The sequence below is a fragment of the Streptomyces sp. NPDC013157 genome (assembly GCF_042899865.1).
GTDB lineage: Bacteria > Actinomycetota > Actinomycetes > Streptomycetales > Streptomycetaceae > Streptomyces.
This window is the reverse complement of the sequence record NZ_JBIBAK010000011.1, coordinates 259631-275705: the sequence shown is the minus strand read 5'-3', so window position 1 is coordinate 275705 and position 16075 is coordinate 259631. Positions and strand designations below refer to the sequence as shown.

Here is a 16075-nt window from a genome sequence, read left to right as displayed (position 1 = left end):
CCTTCAGAACCAACTACTACTGGTTGTACGGACCGTAGTCGTAGTCCTCCAGCGGAACGGCCTGGCCGGAGCCCGTGCCGAACGGCGAGTAGTCGATGTCGTCGTAGCCGACGGCCGAGTACATCGCGGCCTTCGCCTCCTCGGTCGGCTCGACCCGGATGTTGCGGTAGCGGGACAGACCCGTACCGGCCGGGATGAGCTTACCGATGATGACGTTCTCCTTCAGACCGATGAGGCTGTCGGACTTGGCGTTGATCGCCGCGTCCGTCAGGACTCGGGTCGTCTCCTGGAAGGAGGCCGCGGACAGCCACGACTCCGTCGCCAGCGACGCCTTCGTGATACCCATCAGCTGCGGACGGCCGGAGGCCGGGTGACCGCCCTCCTGGACCACACGACGGTTCTCGTGCTCGAACTTCGAGCGCTCGACCAGCTCACCGGGCAGCAGCTCGGCGTCGCCGGACTCGATGATCGTCACGCGGCGCAGCATCTGCCGGATGATGATCTCGATGTGCTTGTCGTGGATCGACACACCCTGCGAGTTGTAGACCTTCTGGACCTCGCCGACCAGGTGGACCTGGACGGCACGCTGACCCAGGATGCGCAGCACGTCGTGCGGGTTGGTGGCACCCACGGTGAGCTTCTGGCCCACCTCGACGTGCTCGCCCTCGCTGACCAGGAGACGGGCACGCTTGGAGATGGGGTAGGCCATCTCGTCGCTGCCGTCGTCCGGGGTGACGACGATCTTCTTGGTCTTCTCGGTCTCCTCGATCCGCACGCGGCCCTGGGCCTCGGAGATCGGGGCGACACCCTTCGGGGTACGGGCCTCGAAGAGCTCGACGACACGCGGCAGACCCTGGGTGATGTCGTCACCGGCCACACCACCGGTGTGGAAGGTACGCATCGTCAGCTGGGTACCGGGCTCACCGATGGACTGGGCGGCGATGATGCCGACCGCCTCACCGATGTCGACCAGTTTGCCGGTGGCCAGCGAGCGGCCGTAGCACATGGCGCAGGTGCCGACGGCGGACTCGCAGGTCAGGACCGAGCGGGTCTTGACCTCGGAGACGCCACGGGCGACCAGCTCGTCGATGAGCACGTCACCGAGGTCGGTGTTGGCCGGGGCCAGCACCACGCCGTCGACGACGATGTCCTCGGCCAGCGCACGGGCGTACACGCTGGTTTCGACGTTGTCCGCCTTGCGCAGCACGCCGTCCGCGCCGACCTCCGCGATGTGCAGCTTGAGGCCGCGCTCGGTGCCGCAGTCCTCCTCGCGGATGATGACGTCCTGGGAGACGTCGACCAGACGACGGGTGAGGTAACCCGAGTCGGCGGTACGCAGAGCGGTGTCCGCCAGACCCTTACGGGCACCGTGCGTGGAGATGAAGTACTCCAGCACGGACAGGCCCTCACGGAACGACGCCTTGATCGGACGCGGGATCGTCTCGTTCTTCGCGTTCGACACCAGACCACGCATACCGGCGATCTGCCGCATCTGCATCATGTTTCCTCGGGCACCCGAGTCAACCATCATGAAGATGGGGTTCGTCTTGGGGAAGTTCTCGTTCATCGCCTCGGCGACCTCGTTGGTCGCCTTGGTCCAGATCGCGATGAGTTCCTGCGTGCGCTCTTCCTTGGTGATCAGACCGCGCTCGTACTGCTTCTGGACCTTCTCGTCCTGCGCCTCGTAGCCGCGGACGATCTCCTTCTTCGCCTCGGGAACGACGACGTCGGAGATGGCCACGGTGACACCGGAACGGGTCGCCCAGTAGAAGCCGGCCGCCTTCAGGTTGTCGAGCGTCGCCGCCACGATGACCTTGGGGTAGCGCTCGGCCAGGTCGTTGACGATCTCGGAGAGCTGCTTCTTGCCCACCGAGTAGTCGACGAACGGGTAGTCCTCGGGCAGCAGCTCGTTGAAGAGCGCGCGGCCCAGGGTGGTGCGCAGCCGGAAGGTGTCACCGGTCTGGTACTCCGGCTCGCCCTCCTCGACGGCCGGCGGGGTCCAGCCGCGCGGCGGGATGGTGCCCACCGGGAAGCGGATGTCGATCGCCGACTGCAGCGCCAGCTCGCCGGCGTCGAACGCCATGATCGCCTCGGCCGTGGAGCCGAAGGACCGGCCCTCGCCCTTGGTGTCACGCAGTTCGCCGTCGGTGGTGAGGAAGAACAGACCGAGGACCATGTCCTGGGTCGGCATCGTCACCGGCCGGCCGTCGGCGGGCTTGAGGATGTTGTTCGAGGACAGCATCAGGATGCGGGCCTCGGCCTGCGCCTCCGCGGACAGCGGCAGGTGCACGGCCATCTGGTCACCGTCGAAGTCCGCGTTGAACGCGGTGCAGACGAGCGGGTGAATCTGGATGGCCTTGCCCTCGACCAGCTGCGGCTCGAAGGCCTGGATGCCGAGGCGGTGCAGGGTGGGCGCACGGTTCAGCAGCACCGGGTGCTCGGCGATGACCTCTTCGAGGACGTCGTACACGACGGTGCGGCCGCGCTCCACCATGCGCTTGGCGGACTTGATGTTCTGCGCGTGGTTCAGGTCGACCAGGCGCTTCATCACGAACGGCTTGAAGAGCTCCAGCGCCATGGCCTTGGGCAGACCGCACTGGTGCAGCTTCAGCTGCGGGCCGACGACGATGACGGAACGCGCCGAGTAGTCGACTCGCTTGCCGAGCAGGTTCTGACGGAAACGACCCTGCTTGCCCTTGAGCATGTCGCTCAGGGACTTCAGCGGCCGGTTGCCGGGACCGGTGACCGGGCGACCACGACGACCGTTGTCGAAGAGGGCGTCCACGGCCTCCTGGAGCATGCGCTTCTCGTTGTTCACGATGATCTCGGGGGCACCGAGGTCGAGAAGCCGCTTCAGGCGGTTGTTCCGGTTGATCACACGGCGGTACAGGTCGTTCAGGTCGGAGGTCGCGAAGCGGCCACCGTCCAGCTGCACCATCGGGCGGAGGTCCGGCGGGATGACCGGCACGCAGTCGAGCACCATGCCCTTGGGGCTGTTGCTGGTCTGCAGGAACGCGGAGACGACCTTCAGGCGCTTGAGCGCACGGGTCTTCTTCTGGCCCTTGCCGGTGCGGATGATCTCGCGGAGCTTCTCGGCCTCCTCGTCGAGGTCGAAGGACTCCAGGCGCTTCTGCAGCGCCGCGGCACCCATCGAGCCGTCGAAGTACGTGCCGAAGCGGTCACGCAGCTCGCGGTAGAGGAGCTCGTCGCCCTCCAGGTCCTGGACCTTGAGGTTCTTGAAGCGGGTCCACACCTCGTCGAGGCGGTCGATCTCGCGCTGCGAACGGTCGCGCAGCTGCTTCATCTCGCGCTCGGCACCCTCGCGCACCTTGCGGCGCACGTCGGCCTTGGCGCCCTCGGCCTCCAGCTCGGCCAGGTCGCTTTCCAGCTTCTTGGCGCGGGCCTCCAGGTCGGCGTCCCGGCGGTTCTCGACCTGCTGGCGCTCCACGGAGACGTGCGCCTCCAGGGAGGGCAGGTCGCGGGTACGGCGCTCCTCGTCGACGAACGTGATCATGTACGCCGCGAAGTAGATGACCTTCTCGAGGTCCTTGGGCGCCAGGTCCAGCAGGTAGCCGAGGCGCGACGGGACACCCTTGAAGTACCAGATGTGCGTGACGGGCGCGGCCAGCTCGATGTGGCCCATCCGCTCACGGCGCACCTTGGCGCGGGTCACCTCGACGCCGCAGCGCTCACAGATGATGCCCTTGAAGCGGACACGCTTGTACTTGCCGCAGTAGCACTCCCAGTCCCGGGTGGGGCCGAAGATCTTCTCGCAGAAGAGCCCGTCCTTTTCCGGCTTGAGGGTGCGGTAGTTGATCGTCTCGGGCTTCTTGACCTCGCCGTGGCTCCACTGACGGATGTCGTCAGCCGTGGCCAGGCCGATCCGGAGCTCATCGAAGAAGTTGACGTCGAGCACTATGCGTCAATCCCTCTCAGGGTTGTAAGTCTGTGGTCTGAAACGGGGGCCTGGGGGTCGGCGGGGCCCTGATTCCTCAGGGCCCGCCGGACTCCCGTCAGACCTCTTCGACGCTGCTCGGCTCGCGCCGGGACAGGTCGATGCCGAGCTCCTCCGCAGCGCGGAAGACGTCCTCGTCGGTGTCACGCATCTCGATGGACATACCGTCGCTGGACAGCACCTCCACGTTCAGGCAGAGCGACTGCATCTCCTTGATGAGCACCTTGAAGGACTCGGGGATGCCGGGCTCGGGGATGTTCTCGCCCTTGACGATGGCCTCGTAGACCTTCACGCGGCCGGTGACGTCGTCGGACTTGATGGTCAGCAGCTCCTGGAGGGCGTACGCGGCGCCGTAGGCCTCCAGCGCCCACACCTCCATCTCGCCGAACCGCTGGCCACCGAACTGGGCCTTACCACCCAGCGGCTGCTGGGTGATCATCGAGTACGGGCCGGTCGACCGGGCGTGCAGCTTGTCGTCGACCAGGTGGTGCAGCTTGAGGATGTACATGTAGCCGATGGAGATCGGGTCCGGGAACGGCTCACCCGAGCGGCCGTCGAACAGCCGTGCCTTGCCGGTCGGCTGCACCAGGCGGTCGCCGTCGCGGTTCGGGATGGTGTGCTGCAGCAGACCCGCCAGCTCGTCCTCACGGGCACCGTCGAAGACCGGGGTCGCGACGTTGGTGCGCGGGGCGACCTGGTCGGCGCCGATGGCCTGGAGCCGCTGGGCCCAGTCGTCGGCGAGGCCGGAGACGTCCCAGCCGCGGCTGGCGAGCCAGCCGAGGTGGATCTCCAGGACCTGTCCCGGGTTCATTCGGGACGGCACACCCAGCGGGTTGAGGATGATGTCGACCGGGGTGCCGTCCTCCAGGAACGGCATGTCCTCGATCGGCAGGATCTTGGAGATGACACCCTTGTTGCCGTGGCGGCCGGCGAGCTTGTCACCGTCGGTGATCTTGCGCTTCTGCGCGACGTAGACGCGCACCAGCTGGTTCACACCGGGGGGAAGCTCGTCGCCCTCCTCGCGGTCGAAGACGCGCACACCGATGACCTTGCCGGTCTCGCCGTGCGGCACCTTCAGCGAGGTGTCACGGACCTCACGGGCCTTCTCACCGAAGATCGCGCGCAGCAGGCGCTCCTCCGGCGTCAGCTCGGTCTCACCCTTCGGGGTGACCTTGCCGACCAGGATGTCACCGGCGATGACCTCGGCGCCGATGCGGATGATGCCGCGCTCGTCGAGGTCGGCGAGGACCTCCTCGGAGACGTTCGGGATGTCCCGGGTGATCTCCTCGGGGCCGAGCTTGGTGTCACGGGCGTCGACCTCGTGCTCCTCGATGTGGATCGAGGAGAGGACGTCGTCCTGCACGAGGCGCTGCGACAGGATGATCGCGTCCTCGTAGTTGTGACCCTCCCACGGCATGAACGCCACGAGCAGGTTCTTGCCGAGGGCCATCTCGCCGTTCTGGGTGGCGGGACCGTCGGCGAGGACCTGGCCCTCGACGACCCGGTCGCCCTCCAGGACGATGACCTTCTGGTTGACCGAGGTGCCCTGGTTGGACCGGGCGAACTTGGCCAGGCGGTAGGTGATGTAGGTGCCGTCGTCGTTGGCGGTGGTGATGTAGTCCGCGGAGACCTCCTGGACCACACCGGCCTTCTCGGCCTTGACCACGTCGCCGGCGTCGACCGCGGAGCGGTACTCCATGCCGGTGCCGACGAGCGGGGACTCGCTCTTGATCAGGGGCACGGCCTGGCGCATCATGTTCGCGCCCATGAGGGCACGGTTGGCGTCGTCGTGCTCCAGGAACGGGATCATGGCGGTCGCGACCGACACCATCTGGCGCGGCGAGACGTCCATGTAGTCCACGTCGTCACCGGCGACGTAGTCGACCTCGCCGCCACGGCGGCGGACCAGGACGCGGGCCTCGGAGAAGCGCATGTCGTCGTTGAGGCCGGCGTTGGCCTGCGCGATGACGAAGCGGTCCTCCTCGTCGGCGGTCAGGTAGTCCACCTCGTCGGTGACCTGGCCGTCGACGACCTTGCGGTACGGGGTCTCGACGAAACCGAACGCGTTGACCCGGCCGTAGGAGGCGAGCGAGCCGATCAGGCCGATGTTCGGGCCTTCGGGCGTCTCGATCGGGCACATGCGGCCGTAGTGCGACGGGTGCACGTCACGGACCTCGAAGCCGGCCCGCTCACGGGAGAGACCACCCGGGCCAAGAGCCGACAGACGGCGCTTGTGGGTGAGACCCGACAGCGGGTTGTTCTGGTCCATGAACTGGGACAGCTGGCTGGTGCCGAAGAACTCCTTGATGGAGGCGACGACCGGCCGGATGTTGATCAGGGTCTGCGGCGTGATCGCCTCGACGTCCTGGGTGGTCATGCGCTCGCGGACGACGCGCTCCATACGGGCCAGGCCGGTACGGACCTGGTTCTGGATGAGCTCGCCGACGCTGCGCAGACGACGGTTGCCGAAGTGGTCGATGTCGTCGGTCTCGACGACGATCGTGCCACCGCTGTCACCGACCGTCTCGGTCTCGCCCGCGTGCAGCTTGACCAGGTACTTGATCGTCGAGATGACGTCCTCGACGGTCAGCACACCGGCGTCCAGCGGGGCGTCCGCGCCCAGCTTCTTGTTGACCTTGTAGCGGCCGACCTTGGCCAGGTCGTAACGCTTCGGGTTGAAGTACAGGTTCTCGAGCAGCGTCTGCGCGGCCTCGCGCGTGGGCGGCTCGCCCGGACGCAGCTTGCGGTAGATGTCGAGCAGCGCGTCGTCCTGGCCCTGGGTGTGGTCCTTCTCCAGGGTGGCGCGCATCGACTCGTACTCGCCGAACTCCTCGAGGATCTGCTCGGTGGTCCAGCCGAGCGCCTTCAGGAGGACGGTGACGGACTGCTTGCGCTTGCGGTCGATACGGACACCGACCATGTCGCGCTTGTCGATCTCCATCTCCAGCCAGGCACCCCGGGAGGGGATGATCTTGGCGGAGAAGATGTCCTTGTCGGACGTCTTGTCGATCGACGAGTCGAAGTAGACACCGGGCGAACGGACCAGCTGCGACACCACGACACGCTCGGTGCCGTTGATGACGAAGGTGCCCTTGTTCGTCATGAGCGGGAAGTCGCCCATGAAGACCGTCTGGGACTTGATCTCACCGGTCTCATTGTTGGTGAACTCGGCCGTCACGAAGAGCGGGGCGGCGTACGTGAAGTCGCGCTCCTTGCATTCGTCGATGCTGTTCTTCGGCGGCTCGAAGCGGTGGTCGCGGAACGTCAGCGACATCGACCCGGAGAAGTCCTCGATCGGGGAGATCTCCTCGAAGATCTCCTCCAGACCGGACTTGGTGGGGACGTCCTGACCGGACTCCAGAGCCTCCTCGACCCGACTCTGCCAGGCGGTGTTGCCGAGCAGCCAGTCGAAGCTCTCGGTCTGCAGCGCGAGCAGGTTGGGAACCTCAAGAGGCTCCTTGATCTTTGCAAAGGAGATGCGCAGCGGGGCGGTGCTGGCGCCGTTGTTCATATTCGCGTTCGAGGCAGTGCGCGAGGCGGCCAAGAGGGGGTCCTTCCGAGGGCTCGGACTCACTACGCGCTCCCCGGTCCCTTCCCGGACACAGAGACAGAAACCCCAGTTCAGAGGAGGTTCGGTCGTCGGCATTCGGGTGAGGGCAGACCCCTGGTGACGGGCAGGGGAAGGCTAACAGGCAGCGCAAAGGGTCAGTGTAGCCACTTGGCACACTGATGTCCAGTCTCCATTTTCTGAGACCCTCTTCATCGTCAACGCCTGCGTCATGCCTGCCCTCAACGCACGTTGATACTGCCCTCTTCGTCGCCGATCCATGCCTCGGATTCGGACCGTTCTGGCGACGCGTCCTGAGAATTGCGCGCTGCGTGCGGTTCGTCAAGGCCCCCCTGCGCAAACCCGGTGCGCCCGGTGACACGACGAAGATCACCATACCTCCCGACGGGGCGGGTGCAAGGCAACCGTGGTCGGCCTTCCAGGAACGCCGAAGAGCGACCACCCGGATGGATGATCGCTCTTCGCGGTCTGCGCGTTACAGCCCCCGAGGGGGTGTTTCAGCACACAGAGGTCTTGGCCGACCTCGGAGGTGTTACTTGACCTCGACGGAGGCGCCGGCGCCCTTGAGGGACTCGGCGGCCTTCTCGGCGGCGTCCTTGGCGACCTTCTCGAGGACGGGCTTCGGGGCGCCGTCCACCAGGTCCTTGGCCTCCTTCAGGCCGAGCGAGGTCAGCTCACGCACGACCTTGATGACCTGGATCTTCTTGTCGCCGGCGCCGGTGAGGATGACGTCGAACTCGTCCTTCTCCTCGACGGCCTCGGCGGGGGCGGCCGGACCGGCCGGGCCCGCGACGGCAACCGCGGCGGCGGCGGCGGTGACGTCGAACTTCTCCTCGAACGCCTTCACGAACTCGGAGAGCTGGATGAGGGTCATGCCCTCGAACTCGGCGAGCAGTTCGTCCTGGGTGAGAGCCACGATGGCTTTCCTTCCACTAATTCGGCTGGTGCCGTATGTACATGTCTGGCGGGCGTACGTTCGGCCCGCTACGACCGTTGCCTTCGGCGGGCTGCCTCAGGCGGCGGTCATTTCGCGAGCCGAGTTACTCGGCACCGCCCTGCTCGTCCTGCTTGGCGCGAAGCGCGTCCACGGTGCGGACGAGCTTCGACGGGAGCGCCTGGAAGACCTGAGCAGCCTGCGTCTGCTTGCCCTTCAGGGCGCCCGCCAGCTTGGCGAGCAGAACCTCGCGGGACTCGAGGTCCGCAAGCTTCTTGATCTCGTCGGCGGACAGCGCCTTGCCGTCAAGGACACCGCCCTTGATGACGAGGTTCGGGTTGTCCTTGGCGAAGTCACGAAGACCCTTCGCCGACTCCACCGGGTCACCGGTGACGAAGGCGACCGCCGTCGGACCGTTGAACAGGTCGTCGAGCGTCGTGATCCCGGCCTCGTTGGCCGCAATCTTGGTCAGCGTGTTCTTCACCACGGCGTACTGGGCGTTCTCACCGAGCGACCGGCGCAGCGTCTTGAGCTGCGCCACGGTGAGACCCCGGTACTCGGTCAGCACGGCGGCATTCGAGCTGCGGAACTGCTCCGTCAGCTCGGCTACCGCGGCAGCCTTGTCGGGCCTTGCCATAGAGCGTCGGCCTCCTTCCGGGTGATGAGGACCGCTCGGAAGGGGCTGGGGAAAACGAAACGCCCCGGCGCAGGCGCACGGGGCGTAGCTCGACCGAGGTCACACACGCGATGCATGCGGCTCCGGGAGCACTTCCACAGTCACCTGCGCGGGTCGTCCGCGGTTCAGCGGATCCTTCGGCCACCGCACGCTCTTGCAAGCACACGGCAACGACCAGCGGTCTTTGGCTTCTGTAGGAGAGTACGGGACCTGTGCGCTGTCGAGCAAATCGGTCCCATGCCATCCACTGCTCAGGAGGTCAGCCCGGTCGTCGCGCCCTGCTTCTGGAGCAGCGTCTTGAAGTCCTCGGTGTCGCCGGCCGGAGGCTTCTGGGCGCTGATCTTGACGCCGTAGTCGCTGTAGTGCGCGGTCTGGGTCATCGTGCCGTTCGCCGTGGCGGCCTTCTCGGTCTTCTTGACCAGCAGGTCCTGGCCGTTGACCCAGATGTCGACGGTCTCGGTGCTGACGCCTGCCTGGGTGAGTTGCTTCTTCAGGGCGGCCAGCTGGCCCGCCGTGAGGCTGCTGCTCCGCCCGGCCAGGTCGGCCATGTCCACGGTGCCCGCGTAGTGGGTGGTGGCCTGGCCGTCGACCTTCTCCTCGCCCACCTTCTTCACGTCCCCGGAGGCGAGCAGCATCTGCACCGACTTGTTGGGCGTGGTGTTCTGCATCTGGTCCTTGAGCAGGGCGCCCGAGCCGCCGGCGACGGAGGCCAGGTCGCCGTACCCGTACCGGATCCAGTGCTTGCCGCCCGTCTGCGCGGCGAACGTGTCGCTCATCCTCGCGTAGTAGGCGTCGGGCAGGTAGCGGGCCTCCATCGACGTCGTACCGAGCTTCCGCATCAGCTCGGCCGTGCTGCCGCCGGTGTAGGTGATGGTGACGGTGCCGGTTATGCCGTCGTCCCAGGCGAGGCTGCCGTCGGTCGTCATGGACAGCAGGGAGCCCATGGTCGTGGTGGAGCGGACCCGGGCGGAGTCGGCGTTGTCGGTGGACTTCTCCGCGGAGCGCAGCGCGGCGATGGGGCTGACCCTGGTGGCGGCGCGGGCACCGGCCTTGTCCTCCTTGCCGGAGCCTCCTGAGCCGCCTGAGGAGCTGCAGGCGGCCACTGCGGTCAGCGCGGCCGCCACCGCGATCGAGACGGCCGTACGGCGTACTCGCCTGCTCTTCATCCCGCCCACCCCCATGAATTTCCGTCCCCCGGCCCCGTACCCCGACGCTAACCCAGGGCACCGACAACGCGCCGGGAGTCACTCAAACAACAGGACGGGCCCCGCAACCTCTCGGTTGCGGGGCCCGTCCTGTTGGTGTCGCGTCCCTGACGCGGCTACCGGACCGAGCGCGGGGCTCAGACGGCGGCCGGGTCCTCCTCGGTGAGGAGGTTGCGGGTGCGGTTCGGGTCGACCGGGATACCGGGGCCCATGGTGGTGCTGACCGCGGCCTTCTTGATGTAGCGGCCCTTGGCGGCGGACGGCTTCAGACGGAGGATCTCCTCCAGCGCCGCGCCGTAGTTCTCCACCAGCTTGTCGTCGTCGAAGGACGTCTTGCCGATGATGAAGTGCAGGTTCGAGTGCTTGTCGACGCGGAACTCGATCTTGCCGCCCTTGATCTCGGTCACAGCCTTGGCGGTGTCCGGGGTCACGGTGCCGGTCTTCGGGTTCGGCATCAGACCACGCGGGCCGAGGACGCGGCCGAGGCGGCCGACCTTGCCCATGAGGTCCGGGGTGGCGACGACGGCGTCGAAGTCCAGACGGCCCTTCGACACCTCGTCGATCAGTTCGTCGGCGCCGACGATGTCGGCGCCCGCGGCACGCGCGGCCTCGGCACGGTCACCGGTCGCGAAGACCAGGACCCGGGCGGTCTTGCCGGTGCCGTGCGGGAGGTTCACGGTGCCACGGACCATCTGGTCGGCCTTGCGCGGGTCGACACCCAGGCGGAAGGCGACCTCGACGGTGCCGTCGAACTTGGTCGTGGAGGTCTCCTTGGCGAGACGGACGGCCTCGAGCGGGGCGTACAGCTTCTCCCGGTCGATCTTCTCGTCCGCAGCGCGGAGAGCCTTGCTGCGCTTGCTCACAACTTGCTCCTGTGTGTTCCGAAGGAGTCGTGGTGTACGGGCCGAGCAGGCCCTACCACGGTGGTTCTACGAAGGTGGGTTTCAGCCCTCGACCGTGATGCCCATGGAGCGGGCGGTGCCGGCGATGATCTTCGACGCGGCGTCCAGGTCGTTGGCGTTCAGGTCGGGAAGCTTCGTCTGGGCGATCTCCCGGACCTGCTCCTGGGTGATCTTGGCGACCTTGGTCTTGTGCGGCTCGCCGGAGCCCTTCTCGACACCAGCGGCCTTGAGGATCATCTTCGCGGCCGGCGGGGTCTTGGTGACGAAGGTGAAGGAGCGGTCCTCGTAGACCGTGATCTCCACCGGGATGACCCAACCGCGCTGCGACTCGGTCGCGGCGTTGTAGGCCTTGCAGAACTCCATGATGTTGACGCCGTGCTGACCGAGCGCGGGGCCGACCGGCGGGGCCGGGTTCGCCGCACCGGCGTTGATCTGGAGCTTGATGAGCCCCGTGACCTTCTTCTTCTTGGGAGGCATAGCTCTCCGGGTCCTTTCATTTCGGGTCCTGCCTGCGCGAGGGGACCAACCCGAACGCAGGCATACCGCACAACGATAACGGGTATAGATGCGCGGCCAAAAACCGAGCAGGTCAGGGGCCGGAGAAAGGCACCTGACCTGGCACGGACGTCCACTCGGGCGCCCCGAAAGGGGCGCGGGGAACTGCGCGACCAGCCCCGACCGGCTCGCAGCTGAGGTGCTACCTCTAGTTCTTCTGAATCTGATCGAACGAAAGCTCGACCGGCGTCTCACGCCCGAAGATCTCCACCAGACCCTTGACCTTCTTGGAGTCCGGGTTGATCTCGTTGATCGTCGCCTGCAGCGTGGCGAACGGACCGTCGGTCACCGTCACCGAGTCGCCCACCTCGAAGTCCAGCACCTGGACCTCGACCTTGCGCTGCGGCACCGGCTTGCCCTCGGCCTCCGCCGCCTCGCGCGCCGCCTTCTCCTCGGCCTCCGGCGCGAGCATCTTGACGATCTCGTCCAGGGTCAGCGGGTACGGGTCGTACGCGTTGCCGACGAAGCCGGTGACGCCAGGGGTGTTGCGGACGACACCCCACGACTCGTTGGTCAGGTCCATACGGACCAGCACGTAACCGGGCAGCTTGTTCTGCTTGATCGTCTTGCGGTCGCCGTTCTTGATCTGGACGACCTCTTCCTGCGGCACCTCGGCCTGGAAGATGTAGTCCTCGACGTTCAGCGAGACGGCGCGCTGCTCCAGGTTGGTCTTCACGCGGTTCTCGTAGCCGGCGTACGTGTGGATGACGTACCACTCGCCGGGGAGCAGACGGAGCTCCTCGCGCAGCGCCTGGACGGGGTCGACCGGCTCGGCGGGCGCTTCCTCGAGAACCTCTTCGGCCTCTTCGGCTTCTTCGGTCTCGTCGGCGTCCTCGTCCTCCGCCGTGTCCTCGTCCTCGACGTGGACCGCGGTCTCCTCGGCCGGCTCCCCCAGTTCGGCCTCGGCAGCCTCGAACTCGTCCTGCTCGTCCGCGCCCTCGACGATGTCCAGCTCGTCCTCGACGGCCTCTTGGGGCTCGACGGCGTCGTTCAGGTTCGGGTCAGACACGATGGCTGCTTCTTCCTGGATACATAGGGGTGGAACATGCGAAAACGGGCGCCGGTACCACGGCGCCCTTCGCTCTGTGCTCAGCCGAAGACGTACTTGGCCGCGTGGTTGAGTCCATAGTCAATCACGGTCACCAGAGCGATCATGATGGCGACGAAGAAGATCACCACGGTGGTGTACGACGTCAGCTGGTTACGAGTCGGCCAGACGACCTTGCGGAGCTCCGCGATGATCTGGCGGTAGAAGGTGGCAAGGCGCTTCAGCGGGCCCTTCTTGGCCCGCTTGCCGCCCTTGCGGCCCTTCTTCTTGGACTCCTGCACCTCGTCGGCATCAGGCGTGTCGATGGAGCCCACGGCGTCCGTCATTCGTCCTCACCTGGTCCCGGGTCATGGCCGTGCCGCGCCCGGTTTCTGGAGCCGCACGGCGGTGCAATGCTTGTACGTACATGCGCACACATCCTGGCGGTGTGTGTAGCAGGGCCGGAGGGACTTGAACCCCCAACCGCCGGTTTTGGAGACCGGTGCTCTACCAATTGAGCTACGACCCTTTGCTGTGTCCCCAACGTACCGCATCCGGCCGGGCGCTCGGTGTGCACCGGCTCAGGCACGGCCGCTGAAGGCCAACGAGTGGAGAGTGTACGTGGTCCGCGGCGCCGCGTCGAACAGAAAGCGGCAGACCGGGCCGACCGTACGGAAGATCGTCCTGGCCCGGGGGCGGATCCGCACGCTTGTTCATGGTTCGGCCCGTAGTTGTTCAGTCCGTGAAACCGGCGTGCCGGGCAGGTTTCCGGTCTGAAACGATGGGCCCCATGAGCGCTGCAACCCCTCCCACCGAGCGCCGGGTCTCCGCCCGAGTCGGCGCGATCTCCGAGTCCGCCACCCTCGCCGTGGACGCCAAGGCCAAGGCCCTCAAGGCCGCCGGGCGCCCGGTGATCGGCTTCGGCGCCGGTGAGCCCGACTTCCCGACGCCGGACTACATCGTCGAGGCCGCCATCGAGGCGTGCAAGAACCCGAAGTACCACCGCTACACCCCGGCCGGCGGTCTGCCCGAGCTGAAGACCGCGATCGCCGCGAAGACGCTGCGGGACTCCGGCTACGAGGTCGACGCCTCCCAGGTCCTCGTCACCAACGGCGGCAAGCAGGCCATCTACGAGGCCTTCGCCGCGATCCTCGACCCGGGCGACGAGGTCATCGTCCCCGCCCCGTACTGGACGACGTACCCGGAGTCCATCCGCCTGGCCGGCGGTGTCCCCGTCGAGGTCGTCGCGGACGAGACCACCGGCTACCGCGTCTCCGTGGAGCAGCTGGAGGCGGCCCGCACCGAGAAGACGAAGGTCGTGCTCTTCGTCTCCCCGTCGAACCCGACCGGCGCGGTCTACAGCGAGGCCGAGACCGAGGCGATCGGCCGCTGGGCCGTGGAGCACGGTCTGTGGGTCCTCACGGACGAGATCTACGAGCACCTGGTCTACGGCGACGCGAAGTTCACCTCGCTGCCGGCGATCCTGCCCGAGCTGCGCGACAAGTGCATCGTCGTCAACGGCGTGGCGAAGACGTACGCCATGACCGGCTGGCGGGTCGGCTGGGTCATCGGCCCCAAGGACGTCGTCAAGGCGGCCACGAACCTCCAGTCGCACGCCACGTCGAACGTCTCCAACGTGGCGCAGGTCGCCGCCCTGGCCGCCGTCACCGGTGACCTGGAGGCCGTGGCGACGATGCGCGAGGCCTTCGACCGGCGCCGCCAGACGATCGTCCGGATGCTCAACGAGATCGACGGCGTGGTCTGCCCCGAGCCCGAGGGCGCCTTCTACGCCTACCCCTCGGTCAAGGCGCTGCTCGGCAAGGAGATCCGCGGGAAGCGCCCCCAGGACTCGGTCGAGCTGGCCGCGCTGATCCTGGAGGAGGCCGAGGTCGCGGTCGTCCCCGGCGAGGCGTTCGGCACGCCCGGCTACCTGCGCCTGTCGTACGCGCTGGGTGACGAGGACCTCGTCGAGGGCGTGAGCCGGATGCAGAAGCTGCTGGCCGAGGCCAAGGACTGACGTCTGACGCCTGGTACCTCTTCGCGCTGCACGCGCGCGTGCGGGCCGTCTCCCACCGGGGAGGCGGCCCGTTCTCGTACGCGTTCTCGTGTGCGTTCTCGTGTGCGTTCTCGTGTGCGTTCTCGTGTGCGAGCAAGGCCACTAATAGGGAATCGGCTACCGGTACGGCAGGTACGTACGGCAGGATCCTGGAATGGAGCACGTACGTGATGTCTCTGAGCTGCCGAAAGCTCATCTGCATCTGCACTTCACCGGTTCGATGCGGCCGGGAACCGTCCTGGAACTGGCCGACAAATACGGCGTACGCCTCCCCGAGGCGCTGACCGACGCCCTGACCAGCGGCGAACCACCGAGACTGCGGGCCACCGACGAGCGGGGCTGGTTCCGCTTCCAGCGGCTGTACGACGCTGCGCGCTCCTGCCTGAGAGAGCCCGAGGACATCCGGCGCCTGGTCCGGGAGGCCGCCGAGGAGGACCTGAAGGACGGTTCGCGCTGGCTGGAGATCCAGGTGGACCCGACGTCGTACGCCCCGCGCCTCGGCGGCCTGATCCCGGCCCTGGAGATCATCCTGGACGCGGTGGAGACGACCTCCCGGGAGACCGGCCTCGGGATGCGCGTGCTCGTGGCCGCGAACCGTATGAAGCACCCCCTGGACGCGCGCACGCTGGCCCGGCTCGCCGTCCGGTACGCGGACCGGGGTGTGGTCGGCTTCGGGCTGTCGAACGACGAGCGGCGGGGCATGGCGCGGGACTTCGACCGGGCGTTCCACATCGCGCGCGAGGGCGGCCTGCTGGCGGCCCCGCACGGCGGCGAGCTGACCGGCCCGGCGTCGGTGCGGGACTGCCTGGACGACCTGTACGCCTCCCGGATCGGGCACGGCGTCCGGGCGGCGGAGGACCCGAGGCTGCTCAAGCGCCTGGCGGACCGGGAGATCACCTGCGAGGTGTGCCCGGCCTCCAACGTGGCCCTGGGCGTCTACGAGAAGCCCGAGGACGTCCCGCTGCGCACCCTCTTCGAGGCGGGTGTGCCGATGGCCCTGGGCGCCGACGACCCGCTCCTGTTCGGCTCCCGGCTGGCCGCGCAGTACGACATCGCGCGCGTGCACCACGCCTTCACGGACGCCGAACTGGCGGAACTGGCCCGCCAGTCGGTCCGCGGCTCGGCGGCGCCGGAGGACGTGAAGTCCGGGCTCCTGGCGGACATCGACGCCTGGCTGGTCGCCCCGGCGTCCTGATC

Annotated in this window: 11 protein-coding genes and 1 tRNA gene; 2 read left to right on the top strand and 10 right to left on the bottom strand. The window is 67.3% G+C overall.

What is annotated here, in order from left to right:
• Nucleotides 1-16 precede the first annotated feature (16 nt).
• The 10 genes from ACFY6U_RS30640 to ACFY6U_RS30595 form a co-directional block, all read right to left on the bottom strand.
• Complete coding sequence (locus ACFY6U_RS30640; protein ID WP_390043371.1) at nt 17-3916, bottom strand: DNA-directed RNA polymerase subunit beta'; 3900 nt, start codon at nt 3914-3916, stop codon at nt 17-19.
• A 97-nt stretch (nt 3917-4013) separates the two neighbouring features.
• Complete coding sequence (rpoB, locus tag ACFY6U_RS30635) at nt 4014-7499, bottom strand: DNA-directed RNA polymerase subunit beta (protein WP_351957568.1); 3486 nt, start codon at nt 7497-7499, stop codon at nt 4014-4016.
• Between the two features lie 556 nt (nt 7500-8055).
• A complete protein-coding gene (gene rplL / locus ACFY6U_RS30630; protein WP_390043477.1) occupies nt 8056-8442 on the bottom strand; it encodes a 50S ribosomal protein L7/L12 in 387 nt (128 codons plus the stop codon).
• Nucleotides 8443-8563: 121 nt separating this feature from the next.
• Nucleotides 8564-9094, bottom strand: coding sequence for a 50S ribosomal protein L10 (rplJ, locus tag ACFY6U_RS30625; protein ID WP_009330729.1), 531 nt, complete (start codon nt 9092-9094; stop codon nt 8564-8566).
• Between the two features lie 290 nt (nt 9095-9384).
• Nucleotides 9385-10299, bottom strand: a complete 915-nt coding sequence (locus tag ACFY6U_RS30620) for a hypothetical protein (protein ID WP_390043369.1) — start codon at nt 10297-10299, stop codon at nt 9385-9387.
• A 176-nt stretch (nt 10300-10475) separates the two neighbouring features.
• Entirely contained in the window at nt 10476-11201 is a 726-nt protein-coding gene (gene rplA, locus ACFY6U_RS30615; protein ID WP_351487233.1) for a 50S ribosomal protein L1, read from the bottom strand.
• Nucleotides 11202-11282: 81 nt separating this feature from the next.
• A complete protein-coding gene (gene rplK / locus ACFY6U_RS30610) occupies nt 11283-11717 on the bottom strand; it encodes a 50S ribosomal protein L11 (protein WP_132857189.1) in 435 nt (144 codons plus the stop codon).
• 226 nt (nt 11718-11943) lie between these two features.
• On the bottom strand, nt 11944-12804 hold the full coding sequence (gene nusG, locus ACFY6U_RS30605; RefSeq protein WP_390043366.1) for a transcription termination/antitermination protein NusG: 861 nt from the start codon (nt 12802-12804) through the stop codon (nt 11944-11946).
• Nucleotides 12805-12884: 80 nt separating this feature from the next.
• The gene (secE, locus tag ACFY6U_RS30600) at nt 12885-13169 is read right to left on the bottom strand and encodes a preprotein translocase subunit SecE (RefSeq protein ID WP_093499675.1); all 285 of its coding nucleotides are present in this window, start codon (nt 13167-13169) and stop codon (nt 12885-12887) included.
• 109 nt (nt 13170-13278) lie between these two features.
• Nucleotides 13279-13351: transfer RNA gene (locus ACFY6U_RS30595), tRNA-Trp, on the bottom strand.
• A 261-nt stretch (nt 13352-13612) separates the two neighbouring features.
• Between ACFY6U_RS30595 and ACFY6U_RS30590 the strand changes: the two genes are divergently transcribed.
• Complete coding sequence (locus ACFY6U_RS30590) at nt 13613-14839, top strand: pyridoxal phosphate-dependent aminotransferase (protein WP_390043364.1); 1227 nt, start codon at nt 13613-13615, stop codon at nt 14837-14839.
• Nucleotides 14840-15032: 193 nt separating this feature from the next.
• Nucleotides 15033-16073 (top strand): adenosine deaminase, encoded by a 1041-nt coding sequence (locus ACFY6U_RS30585; RefSeq protein ID WP_390043362.1) that lies wholly within the window; start codon nt 15033-15035, stop codon nt 16071-16073.
• Nucleotides 16074-16075: the final 2 nt, after the last annotated feature.

What these genes read in the sequence shown, in the direction of transcription:
- rplJ (WP_009330729.1), bottom strand. Translation starts at nt 9,094, where the DNA reads ATGGCAAGGCCCGACAAGGCTGCCGCGGTAGCCGAGCTGACGGAGCAG.
- ACFY6U_RS30620 (WP_390043369.1), bottom strand. Translation starts at nt 10,299, where the DNA reads ATGAAGAGCAGGCGAGTACGCCGTACGGCCGTCTCGATCGCGGTGGCG.
- rplK (WP_132857189.1), bottom strand. Translation starts at nt 11,717, where the DNA reads ATGCCTCCCAAGAAGAAGAAGGTCACGGGGCTCATCAAGCTCCAGATC.
- secE (WP_093499675.1), bottom strand. Translation starts at nt 13,169, where the DNA reads ATGACGGACGCCGTGGGCTCCATCGACACGCCTGATGCCGACGAGGTG.
- ACFY6U_RS30590 (WP_390043364.1), top strand. Translation starts at nt 13,613, where the DNA reads ATGAGCGCTGCAACCCCTCCCACCGAGCGCCGGGTCTCCGCCCGAGTC.
- ACFY6U_RS30585 (WP_390043362.1), top strand. Translation starts at nt 15,033, where the DNA reads ATGGAGCACGTACGTGATGTCTCTGAGCTGCCGAAAGCTCATCTGCAT.